This is a genomic window from Paenibacillus cisolokensis, from assembly GCF_050481165.1.
GTDB lineage: Bacteria > Bacillota > Bacilli > Paenibacillales > Paenibacillaceae > Paenibacillus_AH > Paenibacillus_AH cisolokensis.
Map to the genome: position 1 here is coordinate 1 of NZ_JBCNFP010000015.1, position 23,452 is coordinate 23,452.

The window sequence follows — 23,452 nt, forward strand, 5'->3', positions numbered from 1 at the left end:
GTTTGATGCAACGCTAGTGCAATTATTTCAGTCGGAACGTCCGAAAGAGGGGCACAAATTCGATTTTAGTTGCACGTTGTGCAATGAAATGGCTGAAAAAAGAAGCTACAGCGGCGGTTGGTTGCACAAAGTGCAATTATTTTGGCCGGAACGTCCGAAAGAGGGGCATAAATTCGATTTTAGTTGCACGTTGTGCAATGAAATGGCTGAAAAAGAAGCTACAGCGGCGGTTGGTTGCACAAAGTGCAATTATTTCGGCCGGAACGTCCGAAAGAGGGGCACAAATTCGATTTTAGTTGCACGTTGTGCAATGAAATGGCCGAAAAAGAAGCTGCAGCGGCGGTTGGTTGCACAAAGTGCAATTATTTTGGCCGGAACGTCCGAAAGGTGGTCACAAATTCGATTTTAGTTGCACGTTGTGCAATGAAATGGCCGAAAAAGAAGCTACAGCGGCGGTTGGTTGCACAAAGTGCAATTATTTCGGCCGGAACGTCCGAAAGGAAGGTTCAAATTCGAGCGAAGGAGGAATGGATTTCGGGAAGAGAAAACGAGCGAGGTGGCAAAACGATAGTGAGGTGGCAAAACGATAACGAGGCTACAAAACGACAACGAGGCTACAAAAGCTACAAAACGATAACGAGGCTACAAAAGTTACAAAACAAGAGCGAGACTGCAGAACGTTAACGGGACCGCGGCCATAATAGAATAACTTCGGAGCTTCAGCCTCTCTTGCCTCCGGCATGCGAACGGCTTATCCGCCATATATATGAGCGTAGAACGGTTACGACGCGGTCAGGAAGGCGGGGAGAAATTGAACGACGAAGCATACCGGAAACTATCGTACGGATCGATCGGGCCGGAAAGGATGAGCGAATCGCTCGATTTGCGCATACAGGGGATGAGCTGCACCGCTTGCGCCGCCCGCATCGAGAAGGCGGTCGGCAGGCTGCCGGGCGTACACCGGGTTTCGGTCAGCTATGCCGCCCGGACGGCGTGGATCAGTTATGCTCCGGACACGGCCACAGCGGAACGGATCGTCGACCGGATACGGGAGCTCGGCTTCGAAGCCGCCCCGCCGGATCAGGACGATCCGGAGCGGGAGACGGCCGCGCTGCGGCTGCGATTCGCCGTATCGGCCGCGCTTACGCTTCCGTTGATGTGGGCGATGGCCCATCATTATTCGTTTTTGCAGGACATGCCGGTGCCGGCGCTGTTCATGAATGGGTGGTTTCAGCTAGGGGCGGCTGCGATCGTACAGTTCGTTGTCGGATTGCCGTTTTATTTCGGCGCGTACAACGCCATTCGGGAGAAAGTGTTCAATATGGATGTGCTGGTGGCGGTCGGCACGTCGGCCGCTTTTCTGCACAGCCATTACACGCTGTTTCGCGGCGCCGCAAGCGGCGGAGCGGAGCAGCCGCTCTACTTCGAGACATCGGCTGTCGTCATTACGGCCGTGCTGCTCGGCAAGCTGCTGGAGTCTTCGGCCGCGGTCCGCGCGCTGCGCGAGGCGGGGGGAAGCGGCGGAACGGCGGCATCGCAAGCGACGGTCATTCGCGCCGGACAAGAGCTCCGCCTTCCCGCCGATCAAGTGCGGCCGGGAGATGATGTGCTGGTCCGGGAAGGAGAGCCGCTTCCCGTCGACGGTATCGTGACGCAAGGCGAAGCGAGCGTCGTCGAAGCGATGCTGACCGGCGAAAGCTTGCCCGTGGACAAAGCGCCGGGCGACCCCGTATGGGCCGGTACGACGCTCGCTTCCGGTCAGCTGCGCATCCGCGCGCGGGCGGCGGGCGGAGCAACGATGGTCAGCCGGATTTATGCGCTCGTCCGCCAGGCGCAATCCTCGAAGACGACGATTCAGCGCAAGGTCGACCAATTGGCCGGCTGGTTCGTGCCGCTCATGATGATGTTGGCGACGGCGACGTTCGCCGCATGGTATGTCTGGCTCGCGCCCGGCGACGGCGAACGGGCGATGATGAGCGCGCTGGCCGTGCTGCTGGCCGCTTGTCCGTGCGCGCTCGGCCTGGCGACGCCGATTTCTCTTGTGATCGCTTCCGGCAAGCTGGCCCGGCAGGGCGTCGTCGTGAAGGAAGCGGGCGCGCTGGAGCGGCTGGCGCTACTGGACGCCATCGTCGTCGACAAAACGGGAACGGTCACCGAGGGCAAGCCCCGCTTGACCGGCATGCTGGCTGTTCAAGGCTCCCGTTCCGCGCTGCTCCGCAATGCGGCGGCGGCGGAAGCGGACTCCGCGCACCCTCTTGCCAGGGCGATTCGCGAGGCGGCAGCCGCCGCCGGCCTCGTACCGCCCAAGCCCGCGGGCGCGAGCTTCCTGCCGGGGCGGGGTGTGGAGGCGGCGGTGGACGGCCGGCGGTTCGCCGTCGGCAATGCCGCCATGGCCGACGAGCAGGGATGGGCGAAAGACGAGCGCATTGCCGCCTTTGCGGCCGAGAGGGAGCGGAGCGGCGAGACGGTGCTGTATGCGGCCGAGAACGGGATAGCGGTCGGAGCGCTCGCCTTTGCCGATCCGGTCAGGCCGTCATCCCGCGGCGCGGTGCGCCGGCTGCGGCGATCGGGACTTGCGGTCGTGCTCGCCACCGGCGACCGCGAAGCTCCTGCACTGGCGGCGGCCCGGGAAGCGGGCATCGCGGATGTCCGCCATTCGATGCTGCCCGCTCAGAAGCTGCGGCTGATCGAGCAACTGCGGGCGGAAGGCCGGCGCGTCGGCATGGCCGGCGACGGCTGGAACGATGCGCCGGCGCTGGCGGCCGCCGATGTCGGATTCGCGATGGGCGACGGCACGGATGCGGCGATGGGGGCCGGACATATCGCGCTGCTGCGGTCGCAGCTTACCGGCATCGGCGACGCGCTGGCGATCAGCCGGCTGACGATGCGCAACATCCGCCAAAATCTGGCGTTCGCTTTCGCGTACAACGCGGTTATCATCCCGTTTGCCGCTTGCGGCATGCTCAAGCCTTGGATGGCCGGCACCGCCATGGCGCTGAGCTCGGTATCCGTCGTCGGCAACGCGCTCCGGCTCGGTCCCCGGCTTGCACGACTGGCCGGGAAGGAACGCCCGTGAACGCGGCGCAATGGGGGAGCGTCATGCTGACCGGCCTGTTCAGCGCGCCGCATTGCATCGGCATGTGCGGCGGCATCGTTTCGTCGGTCGCGCTCCAGTCCTCGGCGTCGGCGCGCCGCGTGCTGCTGCTGTATAACGGCGGCCGTGTTTTCTCGTATACGCTCCTCGGCGCCGCAATGGGCGCGGCGGGATCTTTTCTGGATCTGGCGGGCCGGCTTGCCGGCGTTCAGGGCGCCGCGTCGATCGTCGGCGGCTGCTTCGTTCTGCTGTGGCTATGGCGAAAATTTCAGCTGCCGCTGCTGCGGCGGGTTTCGGGCTTTTTGTCGCGGCGGCTTCGCCCAGGCGGGAAAAAACGGCGGTCGGCGGCTGAAGACGCGCATCTGCTGGCCACCGGGTTCGCCTTCGGTTTTCTGCCCTGCGGGCTGACGTATGCGATGCAGATGAACGCGGCCGCTTCGGGGGTATGGTGGCAAGGAGCGCTGGTGATGGGGCTGTTCGGCCTGTCGACGTTCCCCGCGCTTGCCGCGGCGGGGTGGCTGGCTTCATACGCCGGCAAGCGCTGGCGACGGATGATGCGGTACGGGGCGACGGCAGCCGCCGTCATCGTCGGCACGCTGTCCATCATGCGCGGGCTGGCGGCGAACGGCGTCGTGCCGACCTTGACGCCGTGGCTGTGGTAGCGAAAAGCCGGGACGATTCCCGGCTCCGCCATCAGCGCAAGGAAGCGCGCCGTAAAAAAGACGCGCTTCTCGCCGACGGCCCATATCCGTGCGTGTTTGTCGAGCTGCGCGAGACAACTCGTCCAGACAACACGGCCAAGCAACGCGACCAGCAACGCAGCCAGACAGCGTTAAGCAAACCAGACAGCGTTAAGCAACGCAGCCAGACAGCGTTAAGCAACACAGCCAGGCAGCACGACCAGGCAATGCGGCCAGGAGCAACGCGCTCGCTTCTTCGTTACCGGACGGCTGCGAACTGCCGGTTCACGTCGAACGAGCGGTCTGCCGCGTCAACCGTCAGACTCGCTTCCCAAGTCCCCGGCATCAGCGCATAGCCGGTTCCTTCATAGACGCCGGGAGCCGTTTCCTTCAACCGGAATGAAACGGTTCCGCAGCCCATATGCCGCATATCCAGTTCGGCGGAAACGTCGGCCGAGCGAATCGGCCGCCCGTCCGCATCGGCCAGCTTGACGGTAAAGCGACTTTCTTGAAGCGCCTTTGCCGGATACGGGCCGATCGTCCATTCCGCCTGCCAGCCGTCGCCGATATGCGTCGTCGCCGCCGGGGCCGGTTCGTCTCCGGCGCCGGCGTAACAGACCGCTCCGATCAGCAGCGCCGTCCCGGCGAGTATGCCCGCCGCCCACCGACAATAGCGGGATTTGCGTCTGTCCAAACCCATACGAGATTGCCCTCCTGTTCGCCGATGAACCGGACAAAATACGCCCAATCCGGCCGTTACCAGTTACGTATGCCGGCTTCGGCGCGGATATTCCCGCAGAGCGCACAGCCGGTGAAAAGAGGATAGACATTCCGCATGCGTCGTGATATAGTTACTACTGCGTTTAATGCAAAAATTGCATATATGGAGAAACAGGTGCCGGAAAGGCCGGAAAGGGCGAACGCGATTCCCCGCTCCGGACGTTTCCAGGCTTAATAGGGAAGACCGGTGCAAATCCGGCACGGACCCGCCACTGTAAGAAGCGCCGCCCCGCTAGCGGATGCGGCAATCGCATTCAATTTTCGCGCCACTGGATCGGCCGATCTGGGAAGGCTGTGAATGCGGTCAAGCTTCGAGTCAGGAGACCTGCCTGTTTTATCGACGCTGAAACCTACGTGGATTTAGGGAGGTGTTGGAAATCGGAGCGGCTTGCCGTTTGCGTAATGCGGCTGCTCGGACGCCGCGGGCGCTGAACGCCGGACAGAAAGCATTTCTGACACATGTTGTCGGGAATGCTTTTATTTTTAGCCGGGGCTGCCGGCAGCAATCCCCGCAAGATGGTTTGCGGTCGTGAATCACGGTCATTATTTTCAAGAATCGAAACATTATTTTGGGTATCGGAGTGAAGGAAGCATGCTGAAAACAGGTAACACATCGTTTGCCCGCTGGCTTACGCTGCTGGCCGTCGCCGCAATGCTCGTTTTGGGCGCTTGCGGCCAGACCGGCAAAAACGCGCCGGAGGTTGCGGGCACGGAGCAGAACGAGACGCAAAGCGAGACGCAGAACGCCGGGGAATCGACGAACGGACAAGCCGGAGAGGGACAGGAGGCGCCGGCTGAAGAGGAAGAAAGCGCCCAGGCGACCGTTTATCCGCTCACGGTGACGGACGGTACCGGAACAGAGCTGACGTTTGAGCAAGCGCCGGAGAAAATCGTAACACTCGCACCGAGCGAAACGGAAATTTTGTACGCGATCGGCGCCGGGGACCGGGTCGTCGGGGTGGACGAGTTCAGCAATTATCCGGAAGAAGCGCTGGACAAGCCGAAGATCGGCGACATGACGACGAATATCGAAGCGGTTGCGGCGCTGAATCCGGATCTGGTCGTCGCTTCCTCGGGGATGAACGGTCAGGCGATCGAGCAGCTCCGCAAGCTTGACTTGAAGGTTTACGCGACCGATCCGAAAACGTATGATGAAGTCATCGCGAAAATCGAACAAATCGGCGAAATCGTGGACGCCCAGGAGCAGGCCGGCGAGGTTGCCGCGCACATGCGCGAAGTGAAGGAGCAAGTGGCCGAAGCGGTAAAAGATGCGCCGCGTCCGAAGGTCTATCTGGAATTTTCGCCGGGCTGGTCGGTCGGCAAGGGCGAGTTTCTGGATGAGCTGCTGACGATTGCCGGCGGCGTCAACGTGGCGGGCGATCAGCCGGGCTGGTTCGAAATTACGCCCGAGAGCGTCGTGCAGCAGAATCCGGAAATTATTATCTATCCCGATTTGAATGTTGAGCCGAACCCGATACTGGAAGGCATCGAGAGCCGCCCCGGCTGGGATGCGATCGACGCCGTCAAGCATGATCGGCTTTATGAAGTCCCGCAAGATCCGCTCGTGCGGGTCGGGCCGAGACTGGCCGACGGATTGCTGGAGCTGGCGAAGGCGATTCATCCCGACCTGTTCTCGTAAACAACATGAAACGCAAATTGCTGGTATACGGAGGAGTCGGCGTACTCCTCCTTGCCGTTTCCGTCGTCGTCAGCCTGTCCATCGGCTCGGCAGGCATTTCGCTGCGCGATGTATGGAGCATTTTGCTGTACCGGTTCACCGGTCTTGAGTTCGGGGGCGGAACGTGGTCGGAAGGCGAAATGGCGATCGTGACGGAAATCCGGCTCTCCCGGGTGCTGCTGGCGATTCTCGTCGGCGCCTGTCTGGCCCTTGCCGGGGCGGGCTTTCAAGGCGTTCTCCGCAACCCGCTGGCCGATCCGTATACGCTCGGCGTCGCGTCCGGAAGCTCGGTAGGCGCGGCGTTTCTCATTCTGCTCGGTCTGCAGACGGCATTCGGAATCTGGACGATTCCGGCTGTCGCTTTTACGACGGGAACGCTGACGCTCGCCGCCGTGTTCTGGCTCGCGCGTACGAAAGGAGCGATGGCGGTCGAAACGCTCATTTTGTCGGGCGTCGTCCTGCAGGCGTTTTTCGGGGCGTTCGTGTCGTTCATGGTATCGCTGTCGCAGGATACCGTCAATCAGATTTTGTTCTGGATTATGGGCAGTCTGGCGATGCGCAGCTGGGAGTACGTCTATCTGCTCGTGCCGTTTCTCGCCGTCTGCCTGCCGGTTCTCATTTTGTACGGCCAGCCGCTTAATCTGTTCGTTCTCGGCGAACGCCATGCGGCGCATTTGGGCGTGCGGGTCGAGCGGACGAAGCTGGTCGTATTGCTGACGTCCACGCTGCTGACGGCCGCCGCCGTGTCCGTCTCCGGCGTCGTCGGCTTCGTCGGCCTTGTCGTTCCCCACTTGCTGCGGCTTCTCGTCGGGCCGGATTACCGGGTGCTCATTCCGTTGTCCGCCATCGGCGGCGGCATCTTCGTCCTGTGGGCCGATACGCTTGCGCGCACGGCGCTCAGCCCGCGCGAAATTCAGCTCGGCGTCGTCACGGCGCTGATCGGCGCGCCGTTCTTCGCTTACCTGCTCTACCGACGCAAAATGCTGCAGGAGGGAGCTTCATGATCGAAGCGCGAAACGTCAGTTACCGGCTGCAAGGCGTACAGGTGCTGAAGGAGCTCAGCTTTTCGCTCGCGGGCGGCGGGCTGCACGGCATCATCGGTCCGAACGGCGCCGGCAAGTCGACGCTGCTCAGGCTCATTTCCGCCGTTGAGACGCCGGATGAGGGAGAACTGCTGCTGGACGGCAGAAGATCCGACCGCTACTCGCGCAAGGAAGCGGCGCGCTGGATCGCAATGCTGCAGCAGGGCGGCCTGCCCCCGGCCGGGTTTACGGTACGGGAAATCGTCGCGATGGGACGCTATCCGTTTCAAAACTGGCTGGGAGAGGAGAAGGAGGACCCGTCCGCGCTTATCGACGAGGCGCTCGAGACGATGGGCCTTCTCGGCCTGCAAAACCGGCGGATGGATCAGCTGAGCGGAGGCGAGCGCCAGCGGGTGGCGCTGGCCAAGGCGATGGTGCAGCAGCCGCGCCTGCTGCTGCTCGACGAGCCGACCACTTATCTCGATATCGGCTACCAGGTGCAACTGCTCGACACCGTGCGCAGATGGCAGCGCAGCCGGGGGCTGACGGCGGTCGCGGCGCTGCACGATCTGAATTTGGCCGCGCTTTATTGCGACGATTTGCTCGTTTTGCACGAAGGGAAGGTTGTCGCGTTCGGAACGCCGTCCGAAGTGTTGACGGCCGATATGCTGAAGCGGGTATACGGCACGGAAGCGGCCATTATCGCCCATCCCGGGACCGGGGCGCCGCAGGTGCTGCTGCAGACGATGAAAGGATGATCTTTCGTGACCAGTGAAAATGTAACGCAGATGGAACGGCAGCTGCGCGAACGCATCGCGCAGATTCGGCCTGCGGACGAGGATGCCGCGGCGGCGGCGCGCCGTCATTCCGACCGGCTGACCAAGCCTCCGGGCAGCCTCGGCAAGCTGGAGGATCTGGCGGCGCGGCTTGCAGGGATGACCGGCAAGCTGTGGCCGGACGTTTCGCGCCGGGCGGTGCTCGTCATGGCGGCGGATCACGGCGTCTGCGAAGAAGGGGTCAGCGCTTTTCCGCCCGAAGTGACGCCGCAGATGGTGCTGAACTTTCTCCAAGGAGGGGCGGCGGTCAACGTGCTGGCGCGGCAGGCCGGAGCCGACGTCTTCTGCGTCGATGTCGGCGTCAATGCGGATCTGTCCCATCCCCGTCTGATCGATCGCAAAGTGCGCCGCGGAACGGCCAATATGGCCGCAGGTCCCGCGATGGAGCGGGAAGAGGCGCTGCGCGCCGTTCTGGCGGGGATGGAGCTCGTCGCCGGGCTGTCGGAGGAAGGCTACGGCATTTTTGTGACCGGCGAAATGGGCATCGGCAATACGACGGCAAGCGCGGCGATCGTTTCCGTTCTGACGGGAATGCCGCCGGAGCGCGCGGCCGGCAGCGGCACCGGCATCGACGAAGAGCGGCGGAAGCATAAAGCCGCCGTCATCGGGAGGGCGATCGAACGAAACAAACCGGACGCCTCCGATCCGATCGACGTGCTGGCGAAGGTAGGCGGTCTGGAAATCGCCGCCTTGACGGGAGCGATTCTCGGCGCCGCCTCGTGCCGCCGTCCGGTTGTTGTCGACGGCTATATTTCGTCGGCAGCGGCGCTTGCGGCCGTCCGGCTGGCCCCTGCGGCGGCCGATTATATGATCGCTTCCCATCTTTCCCGGGAACAGGGCCACGGCCCGCTGCTGGAAGCGATCGGCTTGTCGCCGATGACGCATCTCGACATGCGGCTCGGCGAAGGGACGGGCGCGGTGCTCAGCCTTCACCTGGTCGACGCATCGCTGCGTCTGATGCAGGAGATGGCGACATTCGAAAGCGCGGGCGTCAGCAGGGGGTGATGCGGCATGGAGAACAAAACGGTGCTCGTAACCGGCGGTGCGCGCAGCGGGAAAAGCTCGTTCGCCGAGCGGCTGGCGGCCAGACTCGGCCGCCGCGGCATCTATGTCGCGACCTCCCAGGCATTGGACGACGAAATGGCGGAACGGATTCGGCGTCATCGCCGTCAGCGCGACGAAGACGGATTTCCGTGGGAAACCGTCGAAGTGCCGTATGCGCTTGCCGAAAGACTGGACGAAATAACCCGGTCTGCCGAACCGGACACGGTCGTGCTCGTTGACTGCCTGACGCTGTGGCTGTCGAACTGGCTGCTGCGGCTGGAGGCGGACGGCGAGGGCGCGGCGGAAGCGGAGGAGCGGCTGGCGGCGCTCGCGGAGCAGCTGGCTGCTGTCGTGCGGCAAAGCGCGGTTCCGCTTATTCTGGTGACGAACGAAGTCGGGAGCGGTATCGTTCCCGCCTATCCGCTCGGGCGGCAGTTCCGCGACGCGGCAGGCCGTGTAAATCGCCGTCTTGCCGAGGTATGCGGCCGCATCTTTCTCGTCGTGGCCGGCATCCCGATCGACTTGAAAGCGGCGGCGTTCCGGCTGGAAGAATGGGATAACCCGGATGAAAAGACATAGGATGACCCGAGCGGGACAATTCCAGGAAAATGGACGAACGGTCTGCAGATCATGAATCCGGCCTGCCGTCGCGGCAGGCCGGATTTTGACGGGGGTGCTTGTTCGGCATGATCGATTTGGTGAAGAGGCACGCGCAAAGTTTCGCTGCTGCCATACAGTTTTTAACCCGGGTGCCCGTGCCGCGGCAGGTGCCGTTCGAGCGGCCGGTGCTGGCGCGAAGCGTTATCTATTTTCCGGCGGCGGGCTGGCTGATCGGGGTGCTGCTTACCGCCTGCGCCGATCTGCTCCGGATCGGTGTACCGCCGCTGCCCGGGGCCGTTATCCTCCTTGGCCTATGGGTCGCATTGAGCGGAGGGCTCCATCTGGACGGCTGGATGGATACGGCCGACGGCGTGTTCAGCGGGCGGTCGCGCGAACGGATGCTTGACATTATGAAAGACAGCCGCGTCGGCGCGATGGGCGTCATCGCGGCGGTTTTGCTGCTGCTGTTCAAGTTCGCGGTGCTGGCCGAGCTTGTCGCTTCGCCCGCGTGGAGAACGGCCGTCCCCGCCCTCATCGCCGTTCCGGCGCTGAGCCGCTTATGGATGGGGGCCGCCATCGCGGGCTGGCCGTCCGCCCGGCCGAACGAAGGGCTGGCCGCCTATTTTGCCGATGCCGGCCGCCACCATTCGGCTGGCGCGCTCATCGTCGCGGCGGCGCTGCTGCTGCCGGTATTCCGGCTGACGGGCTGGCCGCTGTCCGACGCGCTTCTGTTTTTGCTCGCCGCCGCAGCGACCGGGGCGCTCGTGAGCTGGCTGCTGGCCGGCTGGCTGTGCCGGCGGCTGGGCGGGCTGACGGGGGACACATACGGCGCGATCAACGAGGCGGTAGAAGCGGCGCTGCTGTTTGCAATCGCCGTGCTATGGACGCAATGAGGAAGAAGCCGCTCCGCAGGCAGGGGCGGCTTTCATGCTGAATACGGCTCGGGCTTGCCGACCGGTCGCCGGCCTGCCAGCAAGGCACGGCGGGAAACAGCGGGAAACGGCGATTCGACGGCCGCTTCCGGATTTTCAGCCTTTCCCCCCGCCAAGCCTCTCCAGCACGTCCGCCGAAACGGCGACCGGATGCTTCGGTACGCGTGAAAGGCGGAAGCCGGGAATGAGCTCCTCGGCGCGGACCGGCTCCGGCCGATCGAGCAGGCCGCTCCAATAGGCGAGATAGCCGACGAGGTTTTCAGCGCTCGTTCCCGCGCTGCGCAGCGCGGCCAATGCGACGGCTCCGTGCCGCTTGGACAGCCGTCTGCCGTCCGGACCGTTCAGCAGCGGCACATGGGCGTAACGCGGCGGCGCAAGTCCGAGCGCTTCGAACAGGACGAGCTGCCGCGCTGTGGAATCGAGCAGATCGCTGCCGCGCAGCACGTCGGTAATGCCCATGGCGGCATCGTCTACAACGACGGCCAGCTGATAGCTGAAAATGCCGTCGGCCCGCTTGACGATAAAATCACCTCCCGGCCCGCCGGGAAACGATTGCCGTCCTGCGGCCAAATCTTCAAAAAAGATCGGCGCGTTATCCGTCATGAAACGAAGCGAGGGGGGCTTGCGGGCCGCCCTCGCTTCGCGTTCGGCGGCGGTCAGTTCGCGGCATGTTCCCGGATATGCCGGACCTTCGGACGCAAGGCCGTGAGGCGCGCTGGCGATCGCCTGCAGTTCGGCCCGGCTGCAGTAGCAAGGGTAGAGCAATCCGGCCGCATCGAGCTTGGACAGCGCTTCTTCATACAGCGCTTCGCGTTCGCTCTGCACATACGGAGCGAACGGTCCGCCGACATCCGGTCCTTCGTCCCAGTCCAGGCCGAGCCAGCGCAGGTCGTCGATAATTTGGCGCGCATATTCGGGCCGCGAGCGCGGCTTGTCGATATCTTCCATGCGCAGCAGAAATTGTCCGCCGGCCTTGCGGACCTGAAGCCACGCGAGCAGCGCCGTACGGGCGTTGCCGATATGCAGAAAGCCCGAGGGGGTTGGGGCGAATCGTCCGCGCACCGTCATCGTCACCATCTCCTCGTTTGCCGCAAAACGGACAGGATCTTCGTTCCTGCCCGTCGGCCGTTTTCGTCGTTTGGCAGGTTGTATCATAACATGGCGCTCGCTGGCCGCGCAAGTTTGCTGCGGCTCTCGTGGCGGCCCGCTCCATAATGGATAGACATGTTGGAGAGACATTGGATAGACATGTTGGAAGGACATGATTGGGAAGACGTGATGGAACTTGAAAAGACGTGTTGAATAGACATGTTGGGAATGGTCTGTTGGGAATTACATGTTCAGTGAGAACTTGTTCGTCATACATGTCCGTCAAATACATGTCGGGGCGAATGTCCGGAAGACAGTTGCAACTTCGTAACCGTTCGGGCAGTATTAAAAGATATGCGTCAAATCCGGAAAGACGGGAGAGGGGATGGGAACATGGCGGTACTGGAGGAAATGGAACGGATCAACCGGGAGCTGGACGAATGGCGGGATAAAGCGCATCGACTGGCGCGGGCCGAGCGGCGCCGCGAACAATTGCAAACGCGTTTGGCGGAAACCGAACGCCGCATTGTCAAGCTCGAAGTGGAACTTGATATGGAGAAAGAGGATGTGGAAAAGCTGCTCCGGCTTTCCTGGACCAATCTGTTCCATACGCTGCTGCGCAGCAAGGAGGAGCAATTGGAGCTTGAGCGCCAGGAGGCTCTCGCCGTCTCGCTCAAGCTGCAGGAAGCGCGGCGCGAGGCGGAGGAATTGAAGCGTGAACTGGCGGAAGTCGGTTCCGAGCTGCGGGCCGTCGCAGGGGCGGACAATACGTACCGGGAGCTGATGGCGCGCAAGGAGCGGCTGCTGCGGGAAAGCGGGACGCCGGCTGCCGAACAGCTGCTGGAGCTTGACCGCAGGATGGAGCAGTCCGGCGGCCGGCTGAAGGAGCTTAAGGAAGCGCTGGATGCTGCGCGGCGGCTCGGTCATGCGCTTCGCGACGCGGCCGAAAGCTTGGGCAAGGCGAAAAACTGGGGGACCTACGACATGCTTGGGGGAGGGATGATCGCCACCTCCATCAAGCGTTCGCATATGGACGAGGCAAACACTCACATTCACAACGCGCAGCATCTGCTTCACCGGCTGCGCAAAGAGCTGGAGGACGTCCATATTTCGGAAGATCTGCAGCTCGATACGGGAGGCTTTTCCCATTTTGCCGATTATTTTTTCGACGGTCTGATCGCGGATTGGATCGTGCAGGGCCGCATCACCGGTTCGCTCGAGCAGGTGGAGCGCCAGGCTTCGCAGCTGCGGACGCTGGAACGGCGGCTTTCCGAAGAGGTGCAACGTCTGGAACAGGAGACGGCTGCCGTCAGGCGGGAGCGCGAAAAGCTGCTGGAGTCGCACTGACGGCATGACCGCAGCCCGGCCGCGCATGCGGTTGATCGCCACTGTGCGGTGAAAAGACAAATGCCGGGGCCGAACGCTCGTCCCGCTCGACACATCGAAGCCGGGCCGAACGCTCGTCCCGCTCGACACATCGGGGCGGGACGGACGATCGCGGCCGGGCTGGGGCAAAGATGAAGAGGACACGAAGGAGAGCTAAGGCAAGCATGAAACGATTACCGATCGACGATGTATGGCCGGATTTGCGGGATGCGCTGCGGGCGGGGCCGAACGCGGTACTCGTGGCGCCGCCGGGATCGGGCAAGACTACGCGGGTGCCGCTTATGATGCTGGACGAGCCGTGGCTTGGCGGCCGCCGCGTTTTGCTGCTGGAGCCGAGAAGGCTCGCCGCCAGGTCGGCCGCCGCTTTTATGGCCCGGTCTCTTGGCGAGCAAACGGGCGAAACGGTCGGTTACCGGGTGAGGCTCGATACGCGGGTCGGACCCGGTACGCGCATCGAGGTCGTCACCGAGGGCGTGCTGACGCGCATGCTTCAGGAGGACCCCGCGCTTGAAGGAGTCGGAGCGGTGCTGTTCGACGAGTTTCACGAGCGGAGCCTGCATGCGGATCTCGGTCTGGCGCTCTGCCTGGAGGCGCAATCGCTGCTCCGGAGCGATCTGCGTCTTGTCGTCATGTCGGCGACGCTCGAAGCGGAACCGGTCGCCAGACTGCTTGGCGATGCGCCGGTTATTGCAAGCGACGGCCGCGCCTTTCCGGTCGAGACGATCTATCTGGGGCGATCGGCCGAACGGACAGCGGAATTCGGGCCGCACTTCCGGGCCGGCCGTGCCGGTGCGCTGGAACGCGACGTCGCTGCCGCCGTGATGAGGGCGCTCACGGAACGCGAAGGCGATATTCTCGTCTTTCTGCCGGGCGCCGGCGAAATTCGGCGGACGGAGGCGCTGCTCTCGGCGGAGCGGCTGCCCTCTTCCGTCGAGGTGATGCCCCTGTACGGCAGCTTGCCTGCCGAACGGCAGGATGCGGCAATCGCGCCGGCGGCGGCCGGCCGGCGCAAAATTGTGCTGTCGACCTCGATAGCCGAGTCGAGTCTGACCGTGGAAGGGGTACGCGTCGTGATCGATGCGGGACTGATGCGGGTGCCGCGATTTTCGCCGCGCACGGGCATGTCGCGGCTGGAGACCGTTCCGGTGTCGCAGGCGTCCGCCGACCAGCGCAAAGGCCGGGCAGGCCGCGTAGCCCCAGGAACGGTGTACCGGCTATGGTCGGAACGCGACCATGCGCTGCTGCCGGAGGCGCGTACGCCCGAGCTGCTTGAAGCGGATCTGGCCCAGCTGGCGCTGGAGCTTGCCGTATGGGGCGTATCGGACCCGGAGCGGCTTCAATGGCTCGATCCGCCGCCGCGCGGCGCTTTCGCGCAGGCGCGGGAGCTGCTCCGCCGGTTGGGTGCGCTTGATGCCGACGGCCGGGCAACCGCGCACGGCCGCCGGATGGCCGAGCTCGGCACCCATCCCCGTCTTGCGCACTGCATACTGCGCGCCCATTCGCTCGGATGGGCGGACGCCGCCTGCGAGCTCGCGGCGCTGCTCGGCGACCGCGATCTGCTGCGCGGCGAACGAAACGCCGACATGCGCCTGCGCGTCGACGCGCTCCGCCGCGCGGCGCGCACCGGCAGTCCGCCGCAGGGAGCCGATCCCGCCGCCGTCAGACGGCTGTTGGCCGAAGCGCGCGAGCTGCGCCGGGCAGCGGATCGCATCGTTCGGGCGGAAGGCGCGGCAAGCGGCGGGTCCGCCGCTGCTGCCGGCCCCGGAGCGCCGGCCGCCGGCGCGGCCGCGCATGGCGCCGATGCCGTGCCGGTCGGATTGCTGCTGGCTTTCGCATTTCCCGACCGGATCGCGCAGCGGCGGCCTGACGGCCGGTATTTGCTCGCGAACGGGCGAGGAGCCGTGCTGCCGGGCGCTCAGCCGTTATCGCGGGCCGAATATATCGTCGCCGCCGAGTTGGACGATAGCGGCACGGAAAGCCGCATACTGCTGGCGGCGGAGGTATCGGCTGCGGATCTGGAACGGTATTGCGCCGAATCGATCGCGGCGGAGGAAAGCGTGGAATGGGACAGCGAAGCCCGAGCGGTAAGGCCGCTCAGGCGTATCCGGCTGGGAGCGATTGTCCTGAAGGAAGGGCGTCTTGCGCATCCCGATCCCGAATCGGTTCGGAAGGCGCTTATTCGCGGATTGCAGGAAGCGGGACTCGAAGCGCTGCCGTGGACGAAGACGGCGCGGCAGCTGCTGGCCCGCATGCGGATGATGAGCCGCTTCGGCGGCGATTGGCCGGACGTATCCGAGGAGGCGCTTCTGTCGCGGCTAGACGAGTGGCTCGGTCCGTATATCGAAGGGGCGACCAAGCTGCAGGATGTGCTGAAGGTTGCGCTCGCCGACGCTTTAGAAGGGATGCTGACCTGGCGACAGCGGCAAGAGCTGGACCGCGAAGCGCCTACGCATATCACCGTGCCGAGCGGCTCGCGCATTCCGATCGATTACAGCGATCCCGAATCGCCGGTATTGGCGGTCCGATTGCAAGAGCTGTTCGGCCTGAAGGAAACGCCGAAGCTGGCCAACGGACGCCTGCCGCTGACGCTGCACCTGTTGTCGCCCGCGCATCGTCCGGTGCAAGTGACGCGGGATTTGTCCAGCTTCTGGAGCGAAGCGTATTTCGAGGTAAGGAAAGAATTAAGAAGCCGCTATCCGAAGCATGTATGGCCCGACGATCCGTTGTCGGCGGCGCCGACGAACCGGGCCAAGCCGCGCGGCAACCATTGACCGGGGGCCATGTTGTACGCGCGGGCGGACAACCGGCTCCGACCGCACCGAACGTCCGGGCCGACACCCGTACAGGGTTGCCGCATCCGCGCCGACCTACGACCGCCGCCATTGCCGCAAGCGTTCAATTGCCGGTCAGCAGCAGATTGACGGCCAGTCCGGCGTAGATGACCGCTTCGGCAACCGCAAAACGGGCCGTCCATTTGGGGGAACGGTTCATGAGGCTGCGCCCGATCCGGCCCGCAAGCAGCGCGACGACGGTAAACACGGCCAAAGCCTGCGCCATAAACAGCGCCCCCAGCTGAATCATCTGCAGCGGCACGGAGCCGGCCGCAGGCGTGACGAACTGGGGGAGCAGCGCCAGGAAGAACAGCGACACTTTCGGATTGAGCGTGCTCATGAGGATGCCGCGCCGGTACAGCGCCGGCAACCTTTCGCCGGCCGTTTCCGCCGCGCCCGCCGCCGGTTGCGGCGTTGCCGGCGAAGCGGCCGTTTCGCCGCCATCGTTCCGCCGGATGCCGGAGACGGCTTTCCACGCCAAGTACAAGAGGTAAAGCGCGCCAAGCGCCTTGACGAGGCGGAAGGCGACCGGCGACGACAGGACGACGGCGGATATGCCGCCCGCCGCCAGCGACGTATGCACGATGAGCCCGGTGCACAGTCCGAGCGCGACCGCGATGCCGCTGCGTGCGGATCGCGAGACGCTCTGCGCGGCGACGAACAGAATGTCCGGGCCGGGCATAAGCGTCAGCGCGACGGCAACGGCGAGAAAGGCGATTATTTGTTCCAATGGCAGCATGCGGCGAATACCTCCGTGTTGCAAAGTTGCCATATTTCTGTCAAACGCTATAAACGCTATTTTGTAAACGCGTCCGTTCGCAGGTTCGACTACGAAGCGGCGGATTGCGCAGCATAGGAAGGAAGTGCGGACCTTGAACCGATGGACGGCATTTATTAGCGCGTATCTGATCATCGTCAATTTGATCGGATTTGTCATGATGGGCGTCGACAAGCGGCGTGCCGGCGCGAAGCGGCGGCGAATCCGCGAAAAAACGCTGTTTGCGGCGTGCGCCGCAGGAGGCGCTGCGGGCGTCTGGGCCGGCATGCGGCAGTGGCGCCACAAGACAAAGCACCGGCGCTTCGTCATCGGCGTGCCGGCGCTCCTGCTGCTGAATATCGCCGTGTTCGGCTGGCTGCTGTACGCGTCCGCCGCGATTTGAACACCAATGATACCATTGTGGACGAAGTCGGGGATTTTGTCGAGCATCATTTCCACATATTGAAACGGGAAACTATTTATGCTATATTGGTCATTCGCTTTATAATTCGCTCGATCAAATCTTAGGAGGTAACTGACGTGCCCGTTCAAAGTGCCTATCAAGAAGAAAAGAAGCGATTGACCGGCGTATTGGCGGAAATCCGGCGGCAGCTTGAAGCGATCGGCCCCCGTTACACCGGAGACGATTTTACCGAACAGATGCTGGATGTGCAGCGCGGGAAGCGGATCGAAAGACTGGAAACCGCGTATCGCGAACCTTATTTCGGACGGCTGGATTTTCAGGAGGCGTCGTCGGACCGGCCGGTACCGCTTTATATCGGCAAATCGGGCGTTTCCGGTCCGGGACGGGACGAGCTGCTCGTGATCGACTGGCGCGCCCCCGTGGCAAGCATGTTTTATTCGTTCGCAGGCGGCGACGGGCCCGCTTCGTACGAATCGCCGGAAGGCGAAGTGACCGGTACGGTCCATCTGAAACGGAATCTCGTCATCCGCGGCGGCGAGCTGATCCGGATGGCGGACAGCTACACGCGGGGACAGGACGAAGCCCTCGTCACGGACGAGTTTCTCCTTTACCGTCTCGGGGAGAACAAGGACAACAAGCTGCGCGACATCGTCTCGACCATTCAGGCGGAGCAGGACCGGATTATCCGTGCGGACAAAAACAAGGTTCTATTCATACAAGGCGTCGCCGGCAGCGGCAAAACGACCGTAGCGCTGCATCGGCTCGCCTTTTTGCTGTACCGGTACGCGGATCGGGTCCGCGCGAGCCGCATGATCATTTTCGCGCCGAACCGGATGTTCCTCGATTATATATCCGGCGTGCTGCCGGAGCTCGGGGTAGGGGATATCCGGCAGACGACGTTCGAGGATTGGACGATCGAACTGCTGCGCAACGAGGTTCGGGCCGCCGACCCGGCCGATACGCTTTACGATTGGTTCGAGCGGCCGCGTTCGGCGGCGGATTTGGATAGCGCTTCGGGCCGGTGGAAAGGGAGCAGGGCGTTCGTCGCGCTCGTCGAAGAGCGCTTGCGGGAAATCGAGGCGTCGTTCGTGCCGCAGGAGCCTTTCGAACCGGTCGAAGGGGTGAGGCTGCAGCCGGAAACGATGCGGCAATGGGCGGAGACCGACTACGGGGCCGAGCCGATTATGCGCAAGCGCGAGCGGCTCGTCAACCGGCTAAGGCGATGGCTGGAAACCGAGCTGAAGGACCGGAAATGGACGGACCGCAGCATCCGTTCCAAAGCGCTGTCGCGGCTGAACGCATTTGTGAAGAAAATGCCCTCCTACTCCGCGCCGCAAGCTTACCGGACGATGTTCGAAGGAAAGCGCGCCGCGGCAATTCCCGACAAACGGATCGTTACCGAGACCGTCGCCCGCCTGAAGAAGGGCATTGCCGCCGAGGAGGATTTGGCTCCGCTCGCCTATATCCATATCCGGCTGTACGGACTTGATCAGCCGCCGTTCGACCATATCGTCATTGACGAAGCCCAGGATTATTCGCCCTTTCGGATCGAAGCGCTGAAGCTGTGCCAGCGGCGGCCGTCGATGACGGTGCTCGGCGATTTGCAGCAAGGCATTCACGGCTATGCCGGCGTTCGCAGCTGGCGCGAGCAGATGGAGCTGTTCGATGACGAGGACGTGCAGTACTACGAGCTTGACCGAAGCTACCGTTCGACGATGGAAATTATCGAGTTCGCCAATCGGGTGCTGGCCGGCATGGATGGCGGCGTGCGCCCTGCCGTTCCGGTGTTTCGCAGCGGCGAACCGGTGGAAATCGAACGGACGGAGCCGGAAAATTGGCTGGCCGCCGTCGAGGAGTCGGTGCGAAGCTGGCAAGCGGAAGGCCGGTACAAGACGATCGTCGTCATTGGCCGTACGGCTCGGGAATGCGCGCTGCTTTATGAGCGGCTGGCCGCCGGAGGGCTGTACGCGGCTCTCGTGGAGAGCAGCCAACCGTCCTACGGCGGCGGCTTGACGGTCGTTCCCGTCTATTTGTCGAAAGGACTGGAATTCGATGCGGTCGTCATGGCGGACGCGGGCGAAGCGGCTTACGGCGATGCGGACGCCAAGCTGCTTTATGTCGGCTGCACCCGCGCGCTGCACCGGCTGAAGCTGCTTTACCGCGGCCGTTTGACCCGTCTCGTAAGCGGGGGGTGAGCGGCGCGCCGATGCGATCGCCGCGGACGCTTTGCTTTGCTGCGTTCCCTCTGGCATGCTTCTCTATGCGAAGGTCCGTTCCCGGGCAGCGTCACGGTCCGGACCGGGCGGCCGCAAATGCGACCTGCAAACGGGACGGCCGTATAAATGAATGTAATTTGCAGAAGGAGATGGATGCTTATGTCCGATAGCGGCGACGCGAACCAAGCGGCGTACCCGGTGCCCGACAGCAGGGAGGAGCTGCTTCAGGCGTTGAAGGAAGCCGAAGCGTGGGAGCGGGAACAGAAGGATTTATGGTTCTGGGAGAAGCTCGGGCGGCTGCCTTTCGCGCTGCTGGACCGGCTGACGCCCAAAGCGATACACCGCAAGATCGGCCAGGCGCTCGACGAGATCGGCGGCTTTATCCAGCATGGCGGCCGTTATCTCGTCAGCGAAAGAAGTATTCTCGACAAAGTGAAGGCGAACTGGGACGGCGGTCCGTACGAGCATTCCAAGACAACGGAGCTGCAAATGCGGGATATGCAGCGCGTTCCGCTCCGTGTGATGGACAAAACCGCCGATCGTCTGACGTCAAGCCGCAGCACGATCGCTACCGCTCAAGGTGCGACGACCGGTTTCGGCGGACTGTTCACCCTTGTGGCGGATATCCCGGCCATTCTCGGGCTTTCGCTTAAAATCATACAGGAGATGGCGATTTGCTACGGCTTCGATCCGAAGTCGGAGGAAGAGCGCGCATTCGCCGTCAAAGTGCTGCAGTTCGCCTCGTCGGATATCGTCGGCAAGCAGGCCGTGCTGGGCGAACTGACCGTACTGGAAAACGGGCAAAGGCACGCGCTTTCCCAGCTGCAGGGCTGGAGAGAAGCGATGACGGTTTATTGGGACAATTTCGGATGGAAAAAGCTGTTTCAGGCGATTCCGGTGGCGGGCATGCTGTTCGGAGCGCTTATCAACCGGGGGATGCTGCAGGATGTCGCGGATACGGCCAAAATGCTGTACCGGAAGCGAAGAGTGCTCGAAAGGCTGAATGCGGCGACAGAACATCAGGAAGGGAACGTGCAACACGGCAATGGAGACGCTGCAACCACATAAAGCTGCCGAGGCGGAGCGATTCATTTACGCCTGCTACGAAGAAATGGGACGAAGCCGCGAGGAAGCGGACGCGCGGATGGCGGAGATCCGCCGGGAGTTGGAGAAGACCGGAACCTATGTGCATACGAAAGAGGAGCTGGAGCATGGCGCCCGCATGGCCTGGCGCAACAGCAACCGGTGCATCGGCCGACTGTTGTGGCAGACGCTGGACGTGTTTGACGCCCGTTCGATTACGGACGAGCAGGAGGCGGCGGAGACGTTGTTCCGGCATATCCGGTATGCGACGAACGGCGGCAAAGTCCGCTCCGCCATTACGATTTTTGCGCCGGATACGGCCGAGCGAAGCATGAGGATCTGGAACCACCAGCTGACAAGGTACGCCGGGTACGCGACGGATCGGGGAATCGTCGGCGACCCGGCTTCGCTGGCGTTGACCCGCATCTGCGAGCGGCTCGGATGGCGCGGCGCCGGCACGCCTTTCGATTTGCTGCCTGTCGTCTTGCAAATGTCCGGCCGTCCGCCCGTATGGTTCGAGTTGCCGGAAGGGCTTGTCCTGGAAGTGCCGATCGAGCATCCCGATATTCCGGGTATCGCGGAGATGAACGTCAAATGGTATGCCGTTCCGTTTATTTCCGATATGGCGCTCGAAATCGGAGGCGTTACGTATCGGGCGGCGCCGTTTAATGGCTGGTATATGGGAACGGAGATCGGCGCGCGCAATTTGGCCGATGCCAACCGTTACAATTTGTTGCCTGCCGTCGCGCGGCTTATGGGGCTGAACACCTCGGCGAACGCATCGCTCTGGAAAGACCGGGCGCTCGTGGAGTTGAATGTGGCGGTGCTGCATTCGTACAGAAAAGCGGGCGTAACGATCGTGGACCATCATACGGCCGCCGAGCAGTTCATGACATTTGTCAAACATGAGAAAGAAAGCGGCCGAGAGGCGACGGGAAGATGGTCGTGGCTTATTCCGCCTTTGTCGCCTTCCGTCACCCCGATATGGCACGAGCGAATCGAGGACCGGATGAATACGCCGAATTTCTTGTACCAACCGAAGCCGTACTGACGGAAGCTGTCGCCGACGGCTGGGCAGGGAAGCCGACGGCCGGACAGGAAAGCCGACCGGAAAAATACCGGAACCGTTGCACAAGCCGTCAGCCGACAGACGCCGGACGGGAGAGAACAGCCCCGGCGCCTCAGCCCGCCGGACGGCATGAGGACAGCCTGGGTGCCTGAGCCCGCCGGACGGCATGAGGACAGCCTGGGTGCCTGAGCCCGCCGGACGTCCGTTGAGGCTTAGCTTCTAACGGCTCATGTCCGCAAGATGCAAATTATGATATGCTACTTTTTGATGAGTTCATGATACAGGGGCGAAGGAGTTACAGGGAAGCGAATGGAAGTTTTGGTGCAGTTCTTGTCATTTTTCGTCATCCGTACGGAGGGGACGGAAGGAAGCGGCTCGAAGCAGTACAAGCATTATCGGACGATGAACGGGCATGAATACATGGAAAGCGAGCTGCGTCCGTTTCTGGACGGGGAATTCGTCCGCATCGTGAAGCGGAAGGCGGAGCGTCACCCCGTAACGGGCGACGCGCCGACGAAGATCGGCCGATTCGTCGTCGAGCCCGGCCACGAGCCGGACAGCAACCCGAATTTCAATTTGCTGAACCGGCTGCGCCGCGCCGAGGACGCTGGGCAATTCCACGGCTGCGCGGACGATCTCGTCCGGCTCTATCTCGATACGAGCGCGGCGCGCGGCGGCGCGCTGATCGTCGCGCAAGCGCGGCTTCCGCGCTGTTCCGGCGATCCGTTCGTGTTTGTCATGAAATGCGATTTCGAACCGAAGATCGCCCGCATCGCCGACGAACGGAGCCTGATCGCCAAGGTGGATATGGCGATCAGCGCGCGCGGCATGAAGTCGATTCAATATCCGCATATGCCCGAGGAGGGCATCGTCGAGGAATGGGAGCTGAAGCTTCATCAGGCGTCGCATGCGCGGTATTTTGAAGATTTCCTGAAATGGGTCGAGTACGGCAAGCCGATGCCCGAGGTGATGGAGGAGCAGGTGCTCGGGATGGTGCAGCAGTATATGGAGGAAAAATGGGGCGACCAGCCGGCCGAAGCCCGTGAACAGGAAGAGGAGGAGATCGAACTGTGGGCGGCCGCCGACAAGCGGGGACTGCTCGAGCGATGGCCGGAAGAGCGGGTCGCCGCAGCGGCGGCGAAGCTCGTCGAGCAAAAGCCGGATTTGCCGATCGCTTTCAAGCTCGGCGGCGTAACGGTAAAAGGGCTGTTGTCCGAATTCGGCAACGCCATCCATCTGGCCCGCCATAACGGCAAATATATTGTCGTCATCGAAGGAGACGCCTTTCAGTTCGAACGCGGCATGTCGCCGGTCGAGCTGCTGCACCCGCCGGAGCTTGCGGAAATTATGGAACGGATCGGCGGCACCTCCGGATCGGCCGGGGCGGATGCGGTTGCCGAAGCGGCCGTCTCCGTCGGCGAAGACGGCGATGCGAGGCGGGTCTTATCGGAAGCGGCCGCTGCGGGCGAGGACGATGCGCCTCCATGGTGAACGCAAGGCACTCGACGACAACTCGCCGACCAAGAACGGCATCAAAAATGCGAAAGTCGTCGCCAAACTCGCCATCGACGGTCGCATACAGTGCCGCAGCTGCCGGAAGGCGTTTACGCTGACCGGCGTGCGTTTACGCTGACCGGCGTGCGTTTACGCTGACCGGCGTGCGTTTATGCTGACCTGCGTGTGCTGATGAACCAGAGGGACCGTTTGTGCGGGGATTTGAACCGTGCGAAGGGTCCTCGCTCGCTCATCTTTGAATGTACTGCGAAAAAGTTTTTCTTTACATCCATCACGAACCGCTGCGAATCCGTTTCAAGCGGTTTTTGTTTTTTAAAGATTAAAGAAAGATAAAACTCATTTGCCTCTGTTAACCGTCCGCGCCTTCCGTCAAATCGTCGCCCGTCCGTCGTCCGTCGGCCCGTCGTCCGTCGCCC

19 protein-coding genes and 1 riboswitch are annotated in these 23,452 nt (G+C 62.9%); of the genes, 16 read left to right on the top strand and 3 right to left on the bottom strand.

All coding sequences use genetic code 11. The features are described 5' to 3' along the window. The 3 genes from ABEV74_RS02165 to ABEV74_RS02175 all read left to right on the top strand — a co-directional run. Nucleotides 1–409: hypothetical protein (locus ABEV74_RS02165; RefSeq protein WP_430143136.1), on the top strand; the 409-nt coding region annotated here is incomplete at its 5' end. 402 nt (nt 410–811) lie between these two features. Continuing rightward, nucleotides 812–3,076 (top strand): heavy metal translocating P-type ATPase, encoded by a 2,265-nt coding sequence (locus ABEV74_RS02170; protein ID WP_430143138.1) that lies wholly within the window; start codon nt 812–814, stop codon nt 3,074–3,076. Further along, nucleotides 3,073–3,756, top strand: a complete 684-nt coding sequence (locus ABEV74_RS02175; protein ID WP_430143140.1) for a sulfite exporter TauE/SafE family protein — start codon at nt 3,073–3,075, stop codon at nt 3,754–3,756. Before ABEV74_RS02170 ends, ABEV74_RS02175 begins: the two co-directional genes overlap by 4 nt. Nucleotides 3,757–4,033: 277 nt before the next feature. Here the strand turns inward: ABEV74_RS02175 and ABEV74_RS02180 are convergent, their stop codons facing one another. Next, nucleotides 4,034–4,474: a FixH family protein gene (locus tag ABEV74_RS02180; protein WP_062492666.1), complete on the bottom strand. Its 441-nt coding sequence runs from the start codon at nt 4,472–4,474 to the stop codon at nt 4,034–4,036. A 197-nt stretch (nt 4,475–4,671) separates the two neighbouring features. Beyond that, a riboswitch (cobalamin riboswitch) is annotated at nt 4,672–4,901 on the top strand. A 245-nt stretch (nt 4,902–5,146) separates the two neighbouring features. Here ABEV74_RS02180 and ABEV74_RS02185 point away from each other — a divergent pair. The 6 genes from ABEV74_RS02185 (at nt 5,147) to cobS (ending at nt 10,627) form a co-directional block, all read left to right on the top strand. Then, entirely contained in the window at nt 5,147–6,193 is a 1,047-nt protein-coding gene (locus tag ABEV74_RS02185) for an ABC transporter substrate-binding protein (RefSeq protein ID WP_430143142.1), read from the top strand. Between the two features lie 5 nt (nt 6,194–6,198). Continuing rightward, entirely contained in the window at nt 6,199–7,236 is a 1,038-nt protein-coding gene (locus ABEV74_RS02190; protein ID WP_430143144.1) for a FecCD family ABC transporter permease, read from the top strand. Continuing rightward, entirely contained in the window at nt 7,233–8,012 is a 780-nt protein-coding gene (locus ABEV74_RS02195; RefSeq protein WP_062492669.1) for an ABC transporter ATP-binding protein, read from the top strand. The genes ABEV74_RS02190 and ABEV74_RS02195 overlap by 4 nt, the downstream gene beginning before the upstream one ends. Nucleotides 8,013–8,042: 30 nt before the next feature. Continuing rightward, the gene (gene cobT, locus ABEV74_RS02200) at nt 8,043–9,095 is read left to right on the top strand and encodes a nicotinate-nucleotide--dimethylbenzimidazole phosphoribosyltransferase (RefSeq protein WP_430143266.1); all 1,053 of its coding nucleotides are present in this window, start codon (nt 8,043–8,045) and stop codon (nt 9,093–9,095) included. Between the two features lie 6 nt (nt 9,096–9,101). Further along, nucleotides 9,102–9,713: a bifunctional adenosylcobinamide kinase/adenosylcobinamide-phosphate guanylyltransferase gene (gene cobU, locus ABEV74_RS02205; protein ID WP_213527786.1), complete on the top strand. Its 612-nt coding sequence runs from the start codon at nt 9,102–9,104 to the stop codon at nt 9,711–9,713. Nucleotides 9,714–9,820: 107 nt separating this feature from the next. Beyond that, nucleotides 9,821–10,627, top strand: coding sequence for an adenosylcobinamide-GDP ribazoletransferase (cobS, locus tag ABEV74_RS02210; protein WP_430143146.1), 807 nt, complete (start codon nt 9,821–9,823; stop codon nt 10,625–10,627). 135 nt (nt 10,628–10,762) lie between these two features. Here the strand turns inward: cobS and gluQRS are convergent, their stop codons facing one another. Beyond that, nucleotides 10,763–11,743, bottom strand: a complete 981-nt coding sequence (gene gluQRS, locus ABEV74_RS02215; protein ID WP_213527811.1) for a tRNA glutamyl-Q(34) synthetase GluQRS — start codon at nt 11,741–11,743, stop codon at nt 10,763–10,765. A 405-nt stretch (nt 11,744–12,148) separates the two neighbouring features. Here gluQRS and ABEV74_RS02220 point away from each other — a divergent pair, with 405 nt between their 5' ends. Next, nucleotides 12,149–13,102, top strand: coding sequence for a hypothetical protein (locus ABEV74_RS02220; protein WP_430143148.1), 954 nt, complete (start codon nt 12,149–12,151; stop codon nt 13,100–13,102). Between the two features lie 203 nt (nt 13,103–13,305). Then, nucleotides 13,306–15,912, top strand: coding sequence for an ATP-dependent helicase HrpB (gene hrpB, locus ABEV74_RS02225; RefSeq protein WP_213527780.1), 2,607 nt, complete (start codon nt 13,306–13,308; stop codon nt 15,910–15,912). Nucleotides 15,913–16,036: 124 nt separating this feature from the next. On the opposite strand, the gene ABEV74_RS02230 is transcribed toward hrpB, so the two are convergent. After that, complete coding sequence (locus ABEV74_RS02230) at nt 16,037–16,711, bottom strand: LysE family translocator (RefSeq protein ID WP_430143150.1); 675 nt, start codon at nt 16,709–16,711, stop codon at nt 16,037–16,039. Nucleotides 16,712–16,844: 133 nt separating this feature from the next. Between ABEV74_RS02230 and ABEV74_RS02235 the strand changes: the two genes are divergently transcribed. The 5 genes from ABEV74_RS02235 to ABEV74_RS02255 all read left to right on the top strand — a co-directional run bounded on the left by ABEV74_RS02235 (nt 16,845) and on the right by ABEV74_RS02255 (nt 23,012). After that, entirely contained in the window at nt 16,845–17,132 is a 288-nt protein-coding gene (locus ABEV74_RS02235) for a DUF1294 domain-containing protein (protein WP_430143152.1), read from the top strand. A gap of 137 nt (nt 17,133–17,269) precedes the next feature. Continuing rightward, entirely contained in the window at nt 17,270–19,348 is a 2,079-nt protein-coding gene (locus ABEV74_RS02240; protein WP_430143154.1) for a HelD family protein, read from the top strand. A 180-nt stretch (nt 19,349–19,528) separates the two neighbouring features. After that, nucleotides 19,529–20,437: an EcsC family protein gene (locus ABEV74_RS02245; RefSeq protein WP_430143156.1), complete on the top strand. Its 909-nt coding sequence runs from the start codon at nt 19,529–19,531 to the stop codon at nt 20,435–20,437. Next, complete coding sequence (locus tag ABEV74_RS02250; protein ID WP_062492678.1) at nt 20,415–21,503, top strand: nitric oxide synthase oxygenase; 1,089 nt, start codon at nt 20,415–20,417, stop codon at nt 21,501–21,503. Before ABEV74_RS02245 ends, ABEV74_RS02250 begins: the two co-directional genes overlap by 23 nt. Nucleotides 21,504–21,830: 327 nt before the next feature. Next, nucleotides 21,831–23,012 (top strand): DUF3900 domain-containing protein, encoded by a 1,182-nt coding sequence (locus ABEV74_RS02255; protein WP_430143158.1) that lies wholly within the window; start codon nt 21,831–21,833, stop codon nt 23,010–23,012. Nucleotides 23,013–23,452 lie beyond the last annotated feature (440 nt).

Bases quoted from the DNA above. Each gene is read 5' to 3' on its own strand.
- ABEV74_RS02190 (WP_430143144.1), top strand. From the start codon at position 6,199: ATGAAACGCAAATTGCTGGTATACGGAGGAGTCGGCGTACTCCTCCTT.
- cobU (WP_213527786.1), top strand. From the start codon at position 9,102: ATGGAGAACAAAACGGTGCTCGTAACCGGCGGTGCGCGCAGCGGGAAA.
- ABEV74_RS02220 (WP_430143148.1), top strand. From the start codon at position 12,149: ATGGCGGTACTGGAGGAAATGGAACGGATCAACCGGGAGCTGGACGAA.
- ABEV74_RS02255 (WP_430143158.1), top strand. From the start codon at position 21,831: ATGGAAGTTTTGGTGCAGTTCTTGTCATTTTTCGTCATCCGTACGGAG.
- ABEV74_RS02245 (WP_430143156.1), top strand. From the start codon at position 19,529: ATGTCCGATAGCGGCGACGCGAACCAAGCGGCGTACCCGGTGCCCGAC.
- ABEV74_RS02250 (WP_062492678.1), top strand. From the start codon at position 20,415: ATGGAGACGCTGCAACCACATAAAGCTGCCGAGGCGGAGCGATTCATT.
- cobT (WP_430143266.1), top strand. From the start codon at position 8,043: ATGGAACGGCAGCTGCGCGAACGCATCGCGCAGATTCGGCCTGCGGAC.
- hrpB (WP_213527780.1), top strand. From the start codon at position 13,306: ATGAAACGATTACCGATCGACGATGTATGGCCGGATTTGCGGGATGCG.
- cobS (WP_430143146.1), top strand. From the start codon at position 9,821: ATGATCGATTTGGTGAAGAGGCACGCGCAAAGTTTCGCTGCTGCCATA.
- ABEV74_RS02185 (WP_430143142.1), top strand. From the start codon at position 5,147: ATGCTGAAAACAGGTAACACATCGTTTGCCCGCTGGCTTACGCTGCTG.
- gluQRS (WP_213527811.1), bottom strand. From the start codon at position 11,743: ATGGTGACGATGACGGTGCGCGGACGATTCGCCCCAACCCCCTCGGGC.
- ABEV74_RS02180 (WP_062492666.1), bottom strand. From the start codon at position 4,474: ATGGGTTTGGACAGACGCAAATCCCGCTATTGTCGGTGGGCGGCGGGC.
- ABEV74_RS02195 (WP_062492669.1), top strand. From the start codon at position 7,233: ATGATCGAAGCGCGAAACGTCAGTTACCGGCTGCAAGGCGTACAGGTG.
- ABEV74_RS02230 (WP_430143150.1), bottom strand. From the start codon at position 16,711: ATGCTGCCATTGGAACAAATAATCGCCTTTCTCGCCGTTGCCGTCGCG.